Source organism: Rodentibacter caecimuris (assembly GCF_010587025.1).
Lineage (GTDB): Bacteria > Pseudomonadota > Gammaproteobacteria > Enterobacterales > Pasteurellaceae > Rodentibacter > Rodentibacter caecimuris.
Window position 1 is genome coordinate 2,469,668 of record NZ_CP040863.1, and the last position, 17,019, is coordinate 2,486,686.

Consider the following 17,019-nt stretch of genomic DNA (forward strand, 5'->3'; position numbering starts at 1 on the left):
TTTGTTTCTATTGTGTTACAAGATTATTTTTTGAAAGTAAATCCATTTAAACAAAATGTAAACAAAAGCTTTTGATATTTGTGAGTAATATCACAGAAAAAATGTGTAATGAGAGAGGAATATAAAAAATCCTCTTATTTAAGTTTAATAAGAGGATTTAGAGATGATTAAATATGTTGATTGATAAAGTTAGCTAACTGACCTTTTGGTAGTGCGCCTACTTGTGTTGCAACGACCTCACCGTTTTTCATTAAAAGTAAAGTCGGGATACTGCGTACACCGAATTGACCGGCAACCAGTTGGTTTTCATCAACATTGATTTTTACGATTTTTACTTTGCCTGCAAATTCCGGTGCAAGTTCGTCTAATACCGGTGCGATCATTTTGCAAGGGCCACACCATGGCGCCCAAAAGTCAACTAATACCGGAACATCAGAACGTAATACATCCGCTTCAAATGTTGCATCTGTTGTGTGTAGTACTTGGCTCATTTTTATTTCCTTTGTCTGTGAATAATGCCCTTATGTAAGGGCATTTTGTGAAATTACAAGTGCGGTCAGAATAGCACGAGTTGTTTAAAAATACACTTATTAATTTAATTACTAAAAGCTAAGAGGGGTAAACCAAGTTTTTACAAGGTTTGCCTGATTTTAGTTTATATACATTGTCCAGTGTGACGTCCGCAATACTGGTTAATGCTTCTTCCGTTAGGAAAGCTTGATGACCGGTAAGGAGTACATTATGGCAAGAAGAAAGGCGTCGGAAGACATCATCTTGAATGACTTCATTAGATTTATCCTCAAAAAATAGATCGCGTTCATTTTCATATACATCCATTCCTAATGCTCCAATTTTGCATTGCTTTAGCGCATCAATTGCAGCCAATGTATCAATGAGGGTGCCACGGCTTGTATTTATGATCATGACCCCATCCTTCATCTTTGCAAAAGCGTTACGATTGAGTAAATGGTAATTTTCCGGTGTAGCGGGGCAGTGTAGCGTGATGACGTGAGATTTTTCATAAAGCTCGTCAAGTTCTACATATTTTGCACTGAGTTCCTCAGCTACGGGGTTTTTAAAAGGATCATAAGCCAGAATATGCATACCAAAACCTTTTAAGATTCGCATAACGGCAATCCCGATTTTACCTGTGCCGATGATTCCCACAGTTCGTCCGTGCATATTAAATCCGATAAGCCCTTCTAAAGAAAAATTGGCTTCACGGGTACGTTGATAAGCACGATGAATCCGGCGATTAAGTGTCATCATGAGGCCGACGGTATGTTCAGCCACGGCTTCGGGAGAATAAGCCGGCACACGAACCACTTGAAGGCCAAGATCCTGTGCCGCTTTTAAATCCACATTATTGAAACCGGCACAACGCAGCGCAATGACTTTTACGCCAAGTGCGGTTAATTTTTCCAGTACTTTTCGACTTCCGTCATCATTGACAAAAATACAAACTACTTCGCAATGTTCCGCTAGACGGGCTGTGTTTTCATTTAACATGAAGTCGAAAAATTCAAGATTAAAACCATATTTTGCATTAATTAATTCAAAGTATTTACGGTCATAATTCTTTGTACTGTAAACGGCGATTTTCATCTTGCCTCCAAGGATTATTTCAACTGAGAAAAGGCCTGAAGTAAATCTGCTTTGATATCTTCCACATTTTCAATACCTACTGAAAAACGCAATAAAGTATTGGTGATACCGCGAGCGATACGTTCTGTTTCCGGAATATCCATGTGGGTTTGGGTTGCCGGATAAGTAATAAAACTTTCTGTTCCGCCAAGACTTTCCGCAAAAGTGATGAGCTTGATAGATTTTAAGAACGTGTTGATCCAGTTTTCATTTTTCAAACGAAAAGAAAGCATTCCCCCTTTGTTCGGATAAAGAACCGATTCAATCTGCGGTTGGGATTTTAAAAATTCAGCGATCGCCTGAGCATTTTCTTGATGGCGTTTCATGCGTAGAGAGAGGGTTTTCATTCCACGAATTGTTAACCACGAATCAAAAGGCGAAAGTACTGCACCGGCGCCATTTTGAATGTAAGCGATACGCTCACAAAGCTCTTGACCTTTCGCCACGATTAAACCGACAAGGACATCATTATGACCTGCAATGTACTTCGTACCGCTATGAATAACAATATCCGCCCCTAAATCTAATGGGCGGGAAAGCACGGGAGTTAAGAACGTATTATCGACGATTAACATTAATTGATGTTTTTTAGCAAGTTTTGCGATTTCCGCTACATCGCATTCTTCCATTAATGGGTTAGACGGTGTCTCAATAAAAATTGCTTTGGTATTGGGCGTAATGGCGGCTTCAATATCTGCAGCAGAGGCGGTATTAACGTAAACCGGTTTGACACTATTATTCTTTTTGTAAGCAAAATCTAAAAGGCGATAAGTTCCGCCATAGACATCACTGGAAACAATCCACTCGTCCGGTGCAGTAAAAAGAGTCATTAATACTTGGATTGCCGCCATACCGGATGAAAATGCAAAGCCCCGCTCTCCGTTTTCTAATTGAGCGATAGTCTCTTCTAATACGGTACGAGTCGGGTTTTTTGTCCGTGTATAATCAAACCCGGTGCTTTCACCAATGCCATGGTGTCCGTATGCAGTAGAAAGGAAAATTGGGGTAGAAACCGCACCGGTACGTTCGTCGCTACGATTGCCGGCTTGGGCGAGTAGGGTATCAATAGTGTATTGTTGTGTTGTCATAATATCCTCGAAAATAATTTAAAAAAGCGACCGTACTTTTTATTAAAAAAGAACGAAAACATTTTGGCATAAAGCCATAAGTGATACAAAGGAGAAATTGAGTGATTGCAATAAATTTCATTTTTTCATCATTTGTTGTTAATAATTTAAACGATATGCAGTTTTTTTAGACGGTTAAGATTTTTTTTAAGATCTGTGATTGACAGCGTTTAAAATTTCCGTAAAATGCGCACCACTAACAGCGAATGCGGGAATAGCTCAGTTGGTAGAGCACGACCTTGCCAAGGTCGGGGTCGCGAGTTCGAGCCTCGTTTCCCGCTCCAATTACTGGCGTGTTAGCAAAGCGGTTATGCACTGGATTGCAAATCCATGTAGCTCGGTTCGACTCCGGGACACGCCTCCATAATACGCTGTAAGTTAGTTTGCCCGAGTGGTGGAATCGGTAGACACAAGGGATTTAAAATCCCTCGCCTTTCGAGGCGTGCCAGTTCAAGTCTGGCTTCGGGCACCATTTAATAAAACCTTAGTTTTATTAAAAACTCCTTTAAAATCCTACTCTTGGGTCGTTAGCTCAGTCGGTAGAGCAGCGGACTTTTAATCCGTTGGTCGAAGGTTCGAATCCTTCACGACCCACCAAGTCTTTATTTACAAGTTCAATTCAATAATAAAACCCTATATTTTCTGTTGTGGATTTAGCTATATGCTAAAGCTAAAAGTATGAATAGGTCAGTATTGCTGTGCTTTACACTTATCATTAACAGTTCCTTATGAAAGAATTACCTTTAGGACATAGCATTAAAGCAGGCTCTAGTTTACGTAATACTTTAGCCTGTTCCAAAGGGATTCCTTTTTCCTGCCTCTAATTCATCACGATCTTTGCGTTAATTTTGTGAGCTAAAAATTACTCATATCCCCTCTCTTTGAATATCATATTTTTCCCCAGTGATGTAATAAAGGTAGCTTTTCCCAAGAGAAAGGTCTTATCTGAAAAAGTCAAAAGGCTTAAATATTTTTTATACAGTACATCAAAAGAAGCTAAGGGAAATGAAAATATTACTATACGAGTTTAATTTGCTTTGTATAAATATTAACAAAGATTATAGTATGTTTTATAATCAAACGCATAAATTCAATCACTTAGTTTAAAGTATGAAAACAGTATTTAATAAACTCTATACCGTTACATTATTTTCGATCGTACCACTATTTGCTTTTGCTAATAAACCGGAAAATTTCTCCCGTTTAAACCAAATGGATGCACTTCAGCAGCAACGTCAACAACAAAATCAGCAAGCACAAGAGAAAATCTTGCAATCTCAGGCTGATGTTCGTTTAGAGACGACAAATTACAAAGGATTGACCTTATCTGATAAAGAAACGCCTTGTTACCTGATTCATCATATCACGTTGGTTGATTATTCAGCTAAACACTCCTCTTCTGAAAGCCAATTCCAATGGGCACTAAATCAAGCTTACAACGATTTAAAACTTACCCTCCCGCATTGTTTTGGCGGAGAGGGAATAGGTATTTTGATGAAACAAATTCAAAATCGAATTATTGAAAAAGGATACGTTACCACACGTGTTGTAACGCAAGAGCAAGATCTGAACAGTGGTTCTTTAGTGTTAACGATTATTCCCGGTAAAGTAGGGAATACCATCGTTGAGGACAGTGGCAATGTTCCACGTTTTAGCCGTTTACATGCTTTAACAGGATTCACCTTTTCAAAAGGTGATCTTTTGAGTGTAAGAGATATGGAACAGTCGCTTGAAAATCTTAAACGGGTGCCAACAGTAGAAGCGAACATTGAGTTATTACCAAGTAAGAGCGATATCGGTGTGAGTGACATTAAAATTAGTTATCAACAAGCCTTGCCTTTCCGAGTGAATTTAAGCTTGGATGATTCTGGTTCGAAATCAACGGGGCAATATCAAGCAAGTGGAACATTATCTCTTGATAATATGTTTTCTGCTAATGACCTTTTTTATACTTCTTTTACACATAGTTTAAAGACTCACAATGATGAAAAAGGTAACCGTGCCAGTAAAAATTTAACCTTTTATTATTCTATCCCTTTCGGTTATTGGACATTATCGGCATCACAAACCTATAACCGTTATCGTCAAGAAGTTTTTGGTGCTTTCGATAATAACTATCTCTATTCGGGAAAAAGCAATACCACAAAGGCGACGCTATCTTATTTAGTTTATCGAGATAGTAAACGTAAAACATCCGCTTTTGGTAGTTTTTGGTCTCGTCAGTCCAGTAACTATGTGGATGGTTCGGAGATTCAGGTACAAAAACGTCGTATGGCGGGCTGGGAGGCCGGACTTTCTCATAAAGAATATATGGGTGATGCTGTTCTTGAATTATCCGCTAGCTATAAACGGGGAACTGGTGCAAGAGGGGCATTATCAGCGCCGGAAGAACTTTGGGGAGAAGGAACTTCTCGCCCGGAAATTATTTTTGCCTCCATTAATTTTACTCAACCGTTTATGTTGGGTAAACAATCCTGGCAATATCAAACCGCTTGGAGTGCACAATGGAATAAACCCCCTTTAATTGCCCAAGATCGTTTTAGTATTGGCGGGCGTTATACTGTCAGAGGTTTTGATGGTGAACTTACGCTTGCCGGTGAACGAGGTTGGTTATGGCGTAATGAATTTGCTTGGAATGTGAATGGTAAAGGGCAACAACTTTATTTTGCTTTTGACGGAGGACGAGTTATGGGATGGTCAACCCAATCTCAATTAGGTCATCATCTTATTGGCAGTGCGATTGGGCTGAAAGGGGGATGGCGAGGTTTTTATTATGATGTTTTTGTCGGAAAACCAATAAGTAAGCCAACCGGTTTTAAAACATCAAATACCGTAGCCGGTTTTAATGTGGGTTATAGCTTCTAATTAAACGTATTATTAAAAATTAAAGGATAGTTAAAATGAATAAAAATTGTTTCCGTGTCATTTTCAGTAAAACGTTACAATGTTTGGTTGTTACATCGGAATTAGCAAAAACAGAAGGAAAATCAACGGAGCGGGCTTCATCTCGTCTCCCTCAATTATTTGCCAAGATTCAACCACTGACTTTTAGTCTTTTTTGTGCGCTGGGATTTGTTTCATTTTCCAGCACGGTATCTGCTAATTTAATTATCCAAGCAGACAAATCAGCCCCTAAAACCCAGCAACCCATCGTACTACAAACGGCAAACGGTTTGCCGCAGGTCAATATTCAGACTCCAAATGAGCAAGGGTTATCCCACAATAAATACAGTAAGTTTGATGTGGATACCAAAGGGGCAATATTAAACAACAGCCGAACCAATGTACAAACGCAACAGGGCGGGTGGGTACAAGGTAATCCTTATCTTGCCCGAGGCGAGGCGAAAGTCATTTTAAATGAAGTGAATTCATCCGATCCCTCTGTGCTTAAAGGTTATGTTGAAGTAGCAGGTAAAAAAGCTGATGTAATTATTGCGAATCCGTCAGGTATTCATTGTGAAGGCTGTGGGGTTATTAATTCAGATCGTACTACGTTCACGACAGGTAAACCTCAAATTCAACATGGTAATCTTGAAAACTTTGTTGTGGAAAAAGGCAAAGTCAGTGTATCCGGTAAAGGCTTAGATAACAGTCGTGTAGATTATACGGAGATTATTGCCCGAGAAACCCAAATCAATGCGGGCGTTTGGTCGAAAAAAGAAATGAAGGTTGTCACCGGTAAAAATACGGTGAAGCGTACGGCTAAACCTGAAGATTTGCAAATTACTCATACAACCCAAGCGACAGCTCAAGAAGCTAAGCCGCAAGTTGCTATTGATGTGGGGCAGTTAGGGGGAATGTATGCAGGAAAGATCCATTTAATTGGTACTGAACAAGGTGTTGGTGTACACAATGCAGGGCATATCGGTGCGAATGCCGAAACGCTCAAGATTGATAGCCAAGGTCGAATTATAAATAGCGGTACGTTAAATGCGAATAAAGACGTTCAGCTCAGCACAAACGGTATTGAAAACACAGGCAAGATTGAAAACCGCCAACATGATATTCGCCTTGCAAGCAGCGCCGACATTAAACAGGACGGCACAGTTATCGCACGTAGCGGAAACGTACAAAAACAGGCAAAACACGCCATTCGGCAACAAGGCGAAACGGTAGCGAAAGGGACAATTCGCTATGAGGCGGCGACGGTAAATACGGCGCAATCCGCCCTGATTGCCGCCGGTATGCAAACCCACACGCAGGAAGAGAATGAAACCCGAAGCCTTGAAACTTCATCGGCACAAGGTAAAACTATTCAAATTCAAGCTAGCGGTAATGCGACCTTACAAGGTAAGCACTTCGCGTCTGGGCAATTAAATATTAATGCCACAGAAGTCAATTTAGACCACAGCCGCAATCAAGCCTATGACATTCACGTTCAAGCACGGCAGGGCGATATTCAGGCAAATGAAGCGTGGTTGACGGCACAACAAAATCTTGTTTTAGATACACCGACAACGCTTTCTACGTCGAATAGTCATTTGACGGCAAATAAAATTCGGACAAAACAGACCGCACTTAGTAATACCAATGGCGTTTGGGTGCAAACCGGTACTGAGGATTTTCGACTGTCTGCTCAATCCATTAATAATTCGGGCGGAACATTTTCAACACAAGGACATTTCTTTATTGATACGCAACGGGTGGATAATACAAAAGGTAAATTAATTGCTGCCGGAAAACTGGAGGTCGATACTCATCAGGGGCAATTTCTTTCTTCGTCGGGATTATTATTTGCCAATCAAACCCTTTCTCTTTATACCGGTCAATTAGATAACCGACAAGGTAGAATTCAAGGTGAGCAAAGTGTCCGCATTGAAACACACAATCATTCATTCAACAACCAAGCAGGCAAATTATTCACACATGGTGATTTAATCCTTAACAGTGCCGCATTATCTAATGCACAGGGGAATATTCAAGCAGACGGACAGCTCAATATTGAAACTGCTGGAAGTCAGCTCGATAATGATAAAGGCATCGTATCAAGCGGTACGGCGTTAACGCTGAACAGCGGTAATCTGACCAATCATCAAGGCATCATTCGTGCACAACAGGCAACCATTCAAGCCGCTTCGCTAACTCAAAGCGAAGGCGTAATCAAAGCTGATAACGCTCTGACAGTATCGACCGCAAAGGATTTAATCAGCCAAGAGAACAGTTTAATTGAGGGCGGTGAGGTTGATTTAACGATAGGCGGTTCGTTTATCAATAACGGACAAAGCGATGTAGTGGCTAACAGGCTAATCAATGTAACTGCTGCTGATATGGATAACCAACAAGGGCAAATCGTCAGTCGCGGAGATTTGATGATGAAAATGCACCGTGGCGGAATTCGTAACGTACAGGGAAAAATCAGTGTAGGGGGTAATACCACTGTTTCCGCTCAAGACTTTATTAATACGAAAGGATTGGTTCAAAGCCAAGGGGCGATTCATCTAACTCTACAAGGCAATCTTGATAATCGTCAAACCCGTCCGGCATCCGGTACACCGCTCGGCATCATTAGCTTGGGTAATTTGTCCGTTCGGACTGAACAATTAGATAACCACTTGGGATACATTGCGGCAGGTGAAAATCAGAGTCTGAATGTTCGTGGGTTGGATAATCGAGAAGGCATAGTAACCGCTAAAGCCACCCAGCAAATTCAAGCGGCAACAATCATTGATAATAGTCAAGGTCGGCTAAGTAGCGGCGATAGTCGGCTGAATGCGATGGAAATGATCAATCGTAAAGGACAAATTTTGGTTGCTGATCAGCTTCATTTAACAACGACGCAAGGTGTTGATAATCGGCAAGGCGATATAAAAGCGAGTCGTGCCGTTACGCTACTTGCCGACCGTCTTGATAACCAAGACGGCACGATTGCGGCGACACAAGGGGCTGCAACGCTTAAGATTACGCAAGCATTACAAAACCTTAATGGTACGATCAATACAAAAAACTCTCTCAATTTGACCGCACTTGGTGTGAATAATACTCAAGGTCGAGTCACGACGGAGCAAGGTGAGATTCAACTTAACACACGAGGAGAGGCATTTGATAACCGTAACGGCAAATTGCTTAGTGGCGGTTTGCTTGCATTATCCGCCGGAGCTATTGATAACCGAGCCGGATTTATTCAGGCAACGGGCGATGCGGATATTACGGCAACCGATTTGAACAACTCTCGTGTCGGTGCATTGGGTTCGGCGGTCATTTCTCATCAACATTTGCGCTTCAATGTATCTAATATCGACAATCAAGCCACGAAAGCGAAACAAGATAATCCGACACAGGGGATTATTGCCCGAGAGTTGACGGTAAACAGTCGTCAGCTCAATAACCAAGAGGGCGGCATTTATAGCCTAAGCCGGGCGGATTTTCGTCTTGATTCGCAATTAAACAATCATCAAGGCGAAATATTGAGCTGGGGCGATTTGCATATTAACGGCTCGCCGAATAGTTTGGATGTCAATAATACGCAAGGCATTTTACAGGCAAATAATAAATTGAATTTAACCGCTCGTGCTTTTAGCGAAGACGGACATATTGAAGCCGGACATATTGATATTAATGTTCAATCGGATGTACATACCAAACGAGATATTAATGCCTATCACAGCTTGAAATTAACGACTGCCAGGCAGTTGGTAAATCAGCACCGTTTATCGGCGAATGATCGTCTTCAACTTCAAGCGGGTAAAATAACCAATCATCAAAGCGGAAGAATCAGTGCGGGACAAACCCAAGTGGTTTCTGCTTCAATGTTACATAACGAGGGCTTGATTAATAGCTTTAACGAAACGGAAAATGCCACCACGCTGATTCGAGCCAAACAAATCGACAATGTCGGCACAGGGCGGATTTACGGTGATTATGTTGCGTTACAAGCCGATAGCGTATTAAACAAAGATCAACGGGGTAACGACGGTAAGGTTTATGCAGCAACGATTGCGGCGAGGAAGCAATTAGATATAGGGGCGCAACATATTACCAACTTAACCGAAAATTATGATGCTAACAGAAAAAGCGGCGCGCTCATTTATAGTGAGGGCGGTATCTTCTTTGGTAATCGCTTAGACGAGAATAACTATGCCGTCGGTCAAGCCTTGAGTTTGAAAAACTTCAGTAGCATTATTGAGGCAGGAAAAGGGATTGGATTAAATATTAAAGATGTGGCTAACACGAATATCCATTATCAATCCGCTATTCAAGAAACCTCAAATGTTTCGGTATCCAAATCCTATATTTTGCCGGATTATTTAGCAACAGGCAGCACACCTTACAATAACGGTAAATTGCCTTATATTGATACCAAAGGTTTAAGACGCGTTAACTACAGCCGGGCGTGGAAATATGTGCGAAGCTACGATCCAAGCCGTTTACAGGTCATTACCGACAGTAGCCAATTAACGAAAGATCAACTGCTTGCTATACCGAATACGGCGGATTGCGACAAGGGCGAATGTCGGATTATGCCGGAAAGCGTTTACGGCAAGGATAATCCGATTTGGCAATATTTTAATTTAACTGCACCGGCGGAAGAGATGCCGACAATTACGCCGGCAATGGCGGAAGCGATAAGTCGTCAGAAACAAGAGGGCGTGAGTAGATTGACGCCGTCGAATTTAAGCGAAGAAGAAATCAATGCGTTAGACGAGCAGCAAGATGCCCAAATGGATTATGCGCCGATTGTGCCTGCAAAACCGGTTGAGCCGAAAAGAGAGAATTATCCAGGTTTCTTCGCATATAGACAGGCAAAAAACAAATATAAACGAGAGTTAACCGCTTATAACAAAGCTGTGCAAGATAAAGCGGATTATGAAACCCTATTGCCGTTAATTAGTTGGACGGCGAAATACGGCGATAATTTAAAAGCACTCAGCGATGCGATAGATAAACACAACAGTCCGTTATTGGGCGAAGAGTTTTACCGTTTTTGGGAGCTTTTTGTCAATCGTGAACGTGTGGAAGAAAACATTACTACCGCCTCATTACCGGCGCAGATTTTAGCCGGAGAAAATATTACCTACCAAAGCGACCGTTTTCTCAACGATAAAAGCTGGGTCATTAGCGGACGGGATATTCGCAATGCGGGCAGCGGTACTTTAAAAAATTTAGATGATGAAGACGCCATTACACGCAATATTGAAGAAGGATGGCGAGATTACACTTATACCAGATGGCGCGGCGGTTTTCGTCGTTATCATCAGCGCAAACATACTCAAGGCGGTGCATTGAAACGGGTTGATGAACAACACAAAGATATGGGCATTTTTGTTCAGCTTGAAAACACACAACCGGCGGCTTATCAACACTATCAAAGCGGTAAATCCCGTAATGAGATTGCTAAGGTGCAAAATGGGGTCAATAGTACGGATATTGGTAAACTGAATGTCTCGTCATTGACCAATGTTGATCGTGATCAAAATAAGGTCAACTTTGACAATAACACGAACCACACCAAACTGTCGGTCACTGAATTAGCAGTGGAACGGATTCCTACTATTGATAAGGATAAAGGGATTGAAGTTCGTAGTATTCCGGTTGACACCCGCCTGCCGACACAAAGCTTATACCGTATAAACCCGAATGCGAACAGCCACGTTCTTATCGAAACCGACCCGGATTTTGCCCAATATAAAAAATGGCTGAGTTCGGATTATATGTATAAAGCGCTGCGTCACGACCACGAAAATGTCCATAAACGCTTAGGCGACGGTTACTATGAGCAACGTTTGGTTCGAGAGCAAATCAACTTACTGACAGGCAGACAATATTTAGGCGGCTATCAAGATTTTGAAAGCCAATATAAAGGTTTAATGGATGCTGGTATTACCTTTGCGAAATCGTTTCATCTTACACCGGGCGTGAAATTATCCGCCGCCCAAGTGGCGGCATTAACCACCGATATTGTGTGGCTGGAAAAAGAGCGGATCACACTGGATGACGGCAGTCAGACGGAGGTAGTGGTGCCGAAAGTGTATGCCGTCGTCAAAAAATGGGATGTAGCCGGCAACGGCACCTTATTCTCCGCTCATAATGTTCAAGTCAAAACCCAAGAATTGGTCAATCAAGGCACAATTGCCGGACGGCAGTTAGTGATGTTAGACAGTCAATCGGTTCATAATAGCGGCGAAGTCTCGGGTAGTACGGTTGCAGCACAAGTGTCGGGCGATATGAAAAATATCGGCGGTGTGTTTGAAGCTGATGACGCGTTATTATTAAACGTAAAAGGTGATTTAGCGCATCAAAGCACGAGCAAAACCACCGAAGTCAATCTTGACGGCTATCGACGCAGTCAAACCAATCTTGACCGTCAAGCGTTGTTACACGTTAAAGGCGAAAACGGCACGCTTGCCGTGAGTGCCAATCGAATTAACCTGTTAGGAGCGGCGGTAATCAATGAGGGTAAAGGCGAGACACAAGTAAGTGCCAAAACCGACCTCAATCTGACCGCACTTTCAGTCGGTTTTGATGAAAAGATGGGTGGAGGCGACCATTATCGTAACGAACGCAAAGACGATGTAGAAATCAGCCGGATTAAAGGGGGCGGTAATGTCCGCTTAGCAGCAAAAAATATTTATTCGCAAGGAGCCCTGCTTGAAGCGGCGCAAAGGCTGACGGCATTGGCGCAGAATGACTTAGTGTTAGACAGTGTGGCAAAAGCCTATGAGCTTGAGGAATATCATCATATAAAGAGCGGTTCGGGCATTTCAAAATCCAGCAAAACCAGTTTTGCGGCGGCAAAAGGCGAACAGCAACAAGGCAGTGAACTTAAAGGCGAAAGCATCACATTAGTAGCCGGTCAAGATATACTCGCCCAAGGGGCAATGTTGCAAGCTCAATCGGATATGGTGTTATCGGCGGAAAATAATTTGACATTAGGCGTGTCGGAGAACAGCCATTCTGCGACCCAGTGGGAGAAACGTAAAAAATCCGGCTTTGGTGCGAGTTTCTCTGGCGGTGTGGCGGCATTGGGCTATCAACGCAGCAAAGAAAATCGTCAAGGACAATATGATAGCTCGACGGTAAATAGCACTGCGTTAGTTTCGCAATCGGGCAATATCGAACTGTATGCCAAACAGACCTTAAAAGGCGAAGGCGTATTGGCGGATGCCGGAAAAGATATTTTAGTGCAAGGCGGTAATGTAGCGTTAGAGGCTGCGTATAACCGCTTATACAGCCAACATCAATCGTCACGTAAGACAAGCGGTATAGGCGTGAGCGTTGTGTATAATCCGGTTAAAGTGGCGAAAGCCAATTATGGCGAGCAGGCGGGACAGGGCTCGGCTGGTGGAATTGTCGGCAAAATCCTCACGACAGCAGAAGCGATAGGTAAAACCGGGCACCAATTAACTAGCCCGTTTAGTCCTTATATAAAACACCAACAGGAAAAATCTAACAGTCATCAAGCAAGCCAACAAGCGGTGGTGAGTGAATTGAGTGCAGGCGGCAACTTAACGATTACGGCTGGAGCAGGCAACATTACCACACAGGGCGCCTTGTTATCGGCAAAAGGAGACGGGGCGTTATGGGCAAAAGAGAACATTGACTTAAATGTGGCGGTCAATCAGGAAAGCCAAGCCAGCCGTAAGCGAAATTGGGGTGTTGGACTGGATTTATCGAAATCGGCAACATCCATGACGACCTCTTATAGCGGAGAAGGTTTAGGCGAAGGGGAACGTTATCAAGAACAGTCGAGTACGCTTTCCTTTGGCGGAAACGGTAGTGTAACGGCACAACAAGGCGATATTCGTTTAGCCGGCACACAATTTGTGAGTGAGGGAGACAGCACTCTTACGGCGGGGAAAGACATTCATTTAACCACCGCCCAATCCCGTCTTGGACAAAGCGAAGCTAACCGTTTCCAAGGTATCGGCGAGGCGGTGATATCGGAGACGGAGCGTTTTGCGGGTTATAACCGTAAACTCAATAGCCAAAACGCTGATTCGGTGAGTCATCAAGGGGCAATGATAGCGAGCCTAAATAAGAATCTTAATATCAATGCCGGGGGCGATTATCATCAAACGGCGGGGCAATTACTGTCGAAACAACAGCTCAACCTTCAAGCTGCCAATATCACCTTTGACACGGCACTGAACCGCCAGCAGTCGGACAGTCATCAGAGCGATTTAAAAATCGGTCAGTTTGCGCGGGTTAGTTCACCGTTGATAGATTTGATTCAAACAGTGGAAAGTGCGGTCAAAAATAAGGACGCTTCCGATAGAGTAAAAGCGGCACAGGCGTTAGGTTTGGCGGCGAAGGGATATACGGCTTACACGGACGTAGCGGCTGGTGGTGCATTAATTCGGGTGGAAAGCGGTTCGGGTTTCTCACATAAACGGGAGACGACGGACGCAATGAGTGAATTCAGTTTAGGTAACAGCGTCAATGCTAAGGATATCCGCATTACGGCGAGAGAAGGGGATATACGGGCGAAGCAAACGGATTTTACTAGCCGAGACAGCGAGGGCAAACGCCAAGCGGACAGCCGTATTCAATTGAATGCTTATAAAGACCTGATATTGGAATCGGGACAAAGTGCTGAGAAATTTAAAGGTAAACAACAAAGTGCAGGGTTTGAATCGGGTGTGGGTTTTGCGGTTGGTGCACAGACGGGGGTATATATTTACGCTCAAGCGGGATTCACGCAAGGTAAGCAAGAAGAGCGTCATATTACCCAACATAACAGCCATCTTGATACAGCCCAGTTAAGCCTGACAAGCGGCGGAGACACCACCTTATCCGGTGCGGTAGCAAAAGCGAACCGGATTGATGCAGACATCAAGGGTAATCTCCGGATAGAAAGCCGCCAAGATGAACATCTGTCAAAAAGCAGCAGCTCGGGCGGCGGCGTACGGGTACAGGGCGGCATAGGCACGGCGTGGGGTGCAAGCGGTTATGCGAATGCGTCAAGCGGCAAGGCACAGGGTAAACAAGTGATTGAACAATCGGGATTATTTGCCGAGGAGGGCGGTTATCATATTAACGCCGATAATGTTCATCTGAAAGGCGCAGCGATTGCCTCAACCAACCCAAAAAACAGCGAATTGAAGACCAATAAGCTGACTTTTGAAGATATTCAAAATGAAAGTCAAAGCCGCGCGATAAGCGGCGGCATTAGCGGCAGTGCGAATTTAACCAACATTGTGGGCAATGCCCCGATAACCGGTGCACAAGCCAAACAACAGTCGGAGTTTGCCAAACTGACCGGCACATCACAAAGCAATCATCTTTCGCCGACGGTTCCGATGTATGACAGCGAGCAAGACAGCAGTATTACCAAAGCGACGTTAACGGAAGGGCATATCACCTTAAACAAAGATAGCGCCCCAAGAGAAAGCACGGCAGCCGAACTGGGCATCAATACCGACCTCACAGCAGCCAACCGTCAAGTCAGTGCCCCGAAAGACATTCAAAAGGTGTTGAAAGAGCAGCAAATCATAAGCCAAAATGTGGGGCATATGATAGCGGCAGCCACCGCTTTTAGCGATAATCGGGCAAAAGCGGCGAAGGAGGCGGAAGATAAGGCAGCAGAGGAATTAGAGACGGCAATTAAACGCAATGACACCGCCAGTCTTGAGGCTAAGATAGCGGCGTATGATGAAGCGAAAGCGGAAAACCAACGCTGGCAAGACGGTGGTTCAAGTCGTCGCAAAGTGGATGCGGCAGTTGCTGTGGTGGGTGCCATTTTATCGGGTAAGACGGCGGCACAAACAGCGGTTGCGGGAGTTTCTCCTGAGCTGAATGCGAAAATCCACGACTTAACACAAGATAATAAAGCGGCGAATCTGTTTTCACATGCGGTACTTTCTGCTACGGAGTTTTATGCAGCGGGCTTAGATCCTGCGGCAGGCGCATTGGCGGGTGTCGCAGGTGAAGGCGTGGCAATGGTGTTGTCTGAAAAAGTATTTAACAAACCGGCGGAACAACTGACTACGTCCGAACGGAATCTATTAAAAACGGCTTCTCAACTAGCCGGAGCAGTTGTCGGGGGAATATCGGGCAACAGTACGGCAACGAGCTTGGAGGGGGCTGTGACGGCTAAGCGGGCTGTGGAGAATAATCTTTTGGCAAGAGATGAAGATGAAGAGTTATTTAATCTTTCAGAAAAATTCAATAAAAATGGGGAATTAAAACCAAAAGAGAAAAATAGATCGGGTGAATTATTAACCAAAGATTCCTATATCAATTTCTTAATTGATTTGAATCAGAAAGATCCAAGTAGACTAACAGAATCCCAAAAAACATACCTTCATGTGGAATTAAGTAAAATTGCTCATTCATGGGGTGTACCAATTGAGGATTTATATAGTTGGGATTTTTCAAACATGATTAAAAGGGATGATTCGGCATTAACAAAATATATAGGTAACGATATTAGATTTTGGAATAGCTATGAAGGAAAGCAAGCGGAATCTTTTGTAACAGGAGTATTAACCACAGCGGGTGGTATGGGGATAGTTGGTGTGACTAGAGCACTTCCTACTGCTACGAAATATGCAAAAGATATTGCTGCATTTTCAGCTAAAAATCCGGTTACGGCAGAAATGTTAGTGACGGGTGGCTATAAAGCAGGAGAAATCTCTTATAAGGCTTATGATGGGCAATATAAAAAAGAGGGTGAGCTTCAAGGTGCTGTCTATGATGCCACTAAGGATGTAATGAAAGTACCGCTTTTATCTAAATTAAAACCGGGTGCACAGGCATTAAATAGTGTGGCGTTTGATTTTGTATATGAGGTTAATAAGCCGGGAGCTACGGAGAAACAGATTAAGACTGAAACAATAGGTTCTCTAGTTGGTAGCGGATATGGGGTCGCATCTGAAACTGTATCAAGTCGATATTTGAATTTACATCCTCTTCCGAAAGTATTCTTAAATGCAGTAGGTGGAGCCGTTGTTAGTGATAAAGCAAAAGGTATATACCAACATATAAACAAGGAGGAAGAATAATGAAATTTATTTTTGGGATTATTCTTAATATTATTATCTTCTCCTTGCTTTATTTTTTTGCTATTTATTATGTTGAAATTGATGAGGGGGTAAGAGTTGTTAATTATTTAAGACTTATTGAGGAGTCTATTTTAATAAGTTTGAAGTTTCATATAATTATTCTTCCTATTATATTCCTTGTTTCAAAAAGGAAAGGTGGTAAATGAGAAGGTTTTTATTTTTTTATTTGGTTTGTATATTTATTAGTTCATAATACTATGGTTCCTTACCTGATAGTTTTTAAAGAATCATTTAAACCTTCGTTATTT

The 17,019-nt window shown here is 42.8% G+C and carries 6 protein-coding genes and 4 tRNA genes; 7 read left to right on the forward strand and 3 right to left on the reverse strand.

The genetic code is table 11. The features are described 5' to 3' along the window. Positions 1–167 precede the first annotated feature (167 nt). From trxA to FEE42_RS12015, 3 genes are all read right to left on the reverse strand, one after another. Positions 168–491 (reverse strand): thioredoxin TrxA, encoded by a 324-nt coding sequence (trxA, locus tag FEE42_RS12005; RefSeq protein WP_059366985.1) that lies wholly within the window; start codon positions 489–491, stop codon positions 168–170. A gap of 118 nt (positions 492–609) precedes the next feature. Further along, positions 610–1,605, reverse strand: coding sequence for a 2-hydroxyacid dehydrogenase (locus FEE42_RS12010; protein WP_164028733.1), 996 nt, complete (start codon positions 1,603–1,605; stop codon positions 610–612). Between the two features lie 14 nt (positions 1,606–1,619). Continuing rightward, positions 1,620–2,732, reverse strand: a complete 1,113-nt coding sequence (locus tag FEE42_RS12015) for a methionine biosynthesis PLP-dependent protein (RefSeq protein WP_059366978.1) — start codon at positions 2,730–2,732, stop codon at positions 1,620–1,622. A gap of 247 nt (positions 2,733–2,979) precedes the next feature. Here FEE42_RS12015 and FEE42_RS12020 point away from each other — a divergent pair. From FEE42_RS12020 to FEE42_RS12050, 7 genes are all read left to right on the forward strand, one after another. Next, a tRNA-Gly gene (locus tag FEE42_RS12020) sits at positions 2,980–3,055 on the forward strand. A gap of 6 nt (positions 3,056–3,061) precedes the next feature. Next, positions 3,062–3,135: transfer RNA gene (locus tag FEE42_RS12025), tRNA-Cys, on the forward strand. Positions 3,136–3,156: 21 nt separating this feature from the next. Continuing rightward, positions 3,157–3,243, forward strand: a tRNA-Leu gene (locus tag FEE42_RS12030). Positions 3,244–3,292: 49 nt separating this feature from the next. Further along, positions 3,293–3,368 (forward strand) — tRNA-Lys (locus tag FEE42_RS12035). Between the two features lie 513 nt (positions 3,369–3,881). Next, positions 3,882–5,636 (forward strand): ShlB/FhaC/HecB family hemolysin secretion/activation protein, encoded by a 1,755-nt coding sequence (locus FEE42_RS12040; protein WP_164028734.1) that lies wholly within the window; start codon positions 3,882–3,884, stop codon positions 5,634–5,636. 35 nt (positions 5,637–5,671) lie between these two features. Continuing rightward, on the forward strand, positions 5,672–16,711 hold the full coding sequence (locus FEE42_RS12045) for a two-partner secretion domain-containing protein (protein ID WP_164028735.1): 11,040 nt from the start codon (positions 5,672–5,674) through the stop codon (positions 16,709–16,711). Further along, positions 16,711–16,917: a hypothetical protein gene (locus FEE42_RS12050; protein WP_164028736.1), complete on the forward strand. Its 207-nt coding sequence runs from the start codon at positions 16,711–16,713 to the stop codon at positions 16,915–16,917. Before FEE42_RS12045 ends, FEE42_RS12050 begins: the two co-directional genes overlap by 1 nt. Positions 16,918–17,019: the final 102 nt, after the last annotated feature.

Bases quoted from the DNA above. Each gene is read 5' to 3' on its own strand.
- FEE42_RS12040 (WP_164028734.1), top strand. From the start codon at position 3,882: ATGAAAACAGTATTTAATAAACTCTATACCGTTACATTATTTTCGATC.
- trxA (WP_059366985.1), bottom strand. From the start codon at position 491: ATGAGCCAAGTACTACACACAACAGATGCAACATTTGAAGCGGATGTA.
- FEE42_RS12050 (WP_164028736.1), top strand. From the start codon at position 16,711: ATGAAATTTATTTTTGGGATTATTCTTAATATTATTATCTTCTCCTTG.
- FEE42_RS12010 (WP_164028733.1), bottom strand. From the start codon at position 1,605: ATGAAAATCGCCGTTTACAGTACAAAGAATTATGACCGTAAATACTTT.
- FEE42_RS12045 (WP_164028735.1), top strand. From the start codon at position 5,672: ATGAATAAAAATTGTTTCCGTGTCATTTTCAGTAAAACGTTACAATGT.
- FEE42_RS12015 (WP_059366978.1), bottom strand. From the start codon at position 2,732: ATGACAACACAACAATACACTATTGATACCCTACTCGCCCAAGCCGGC.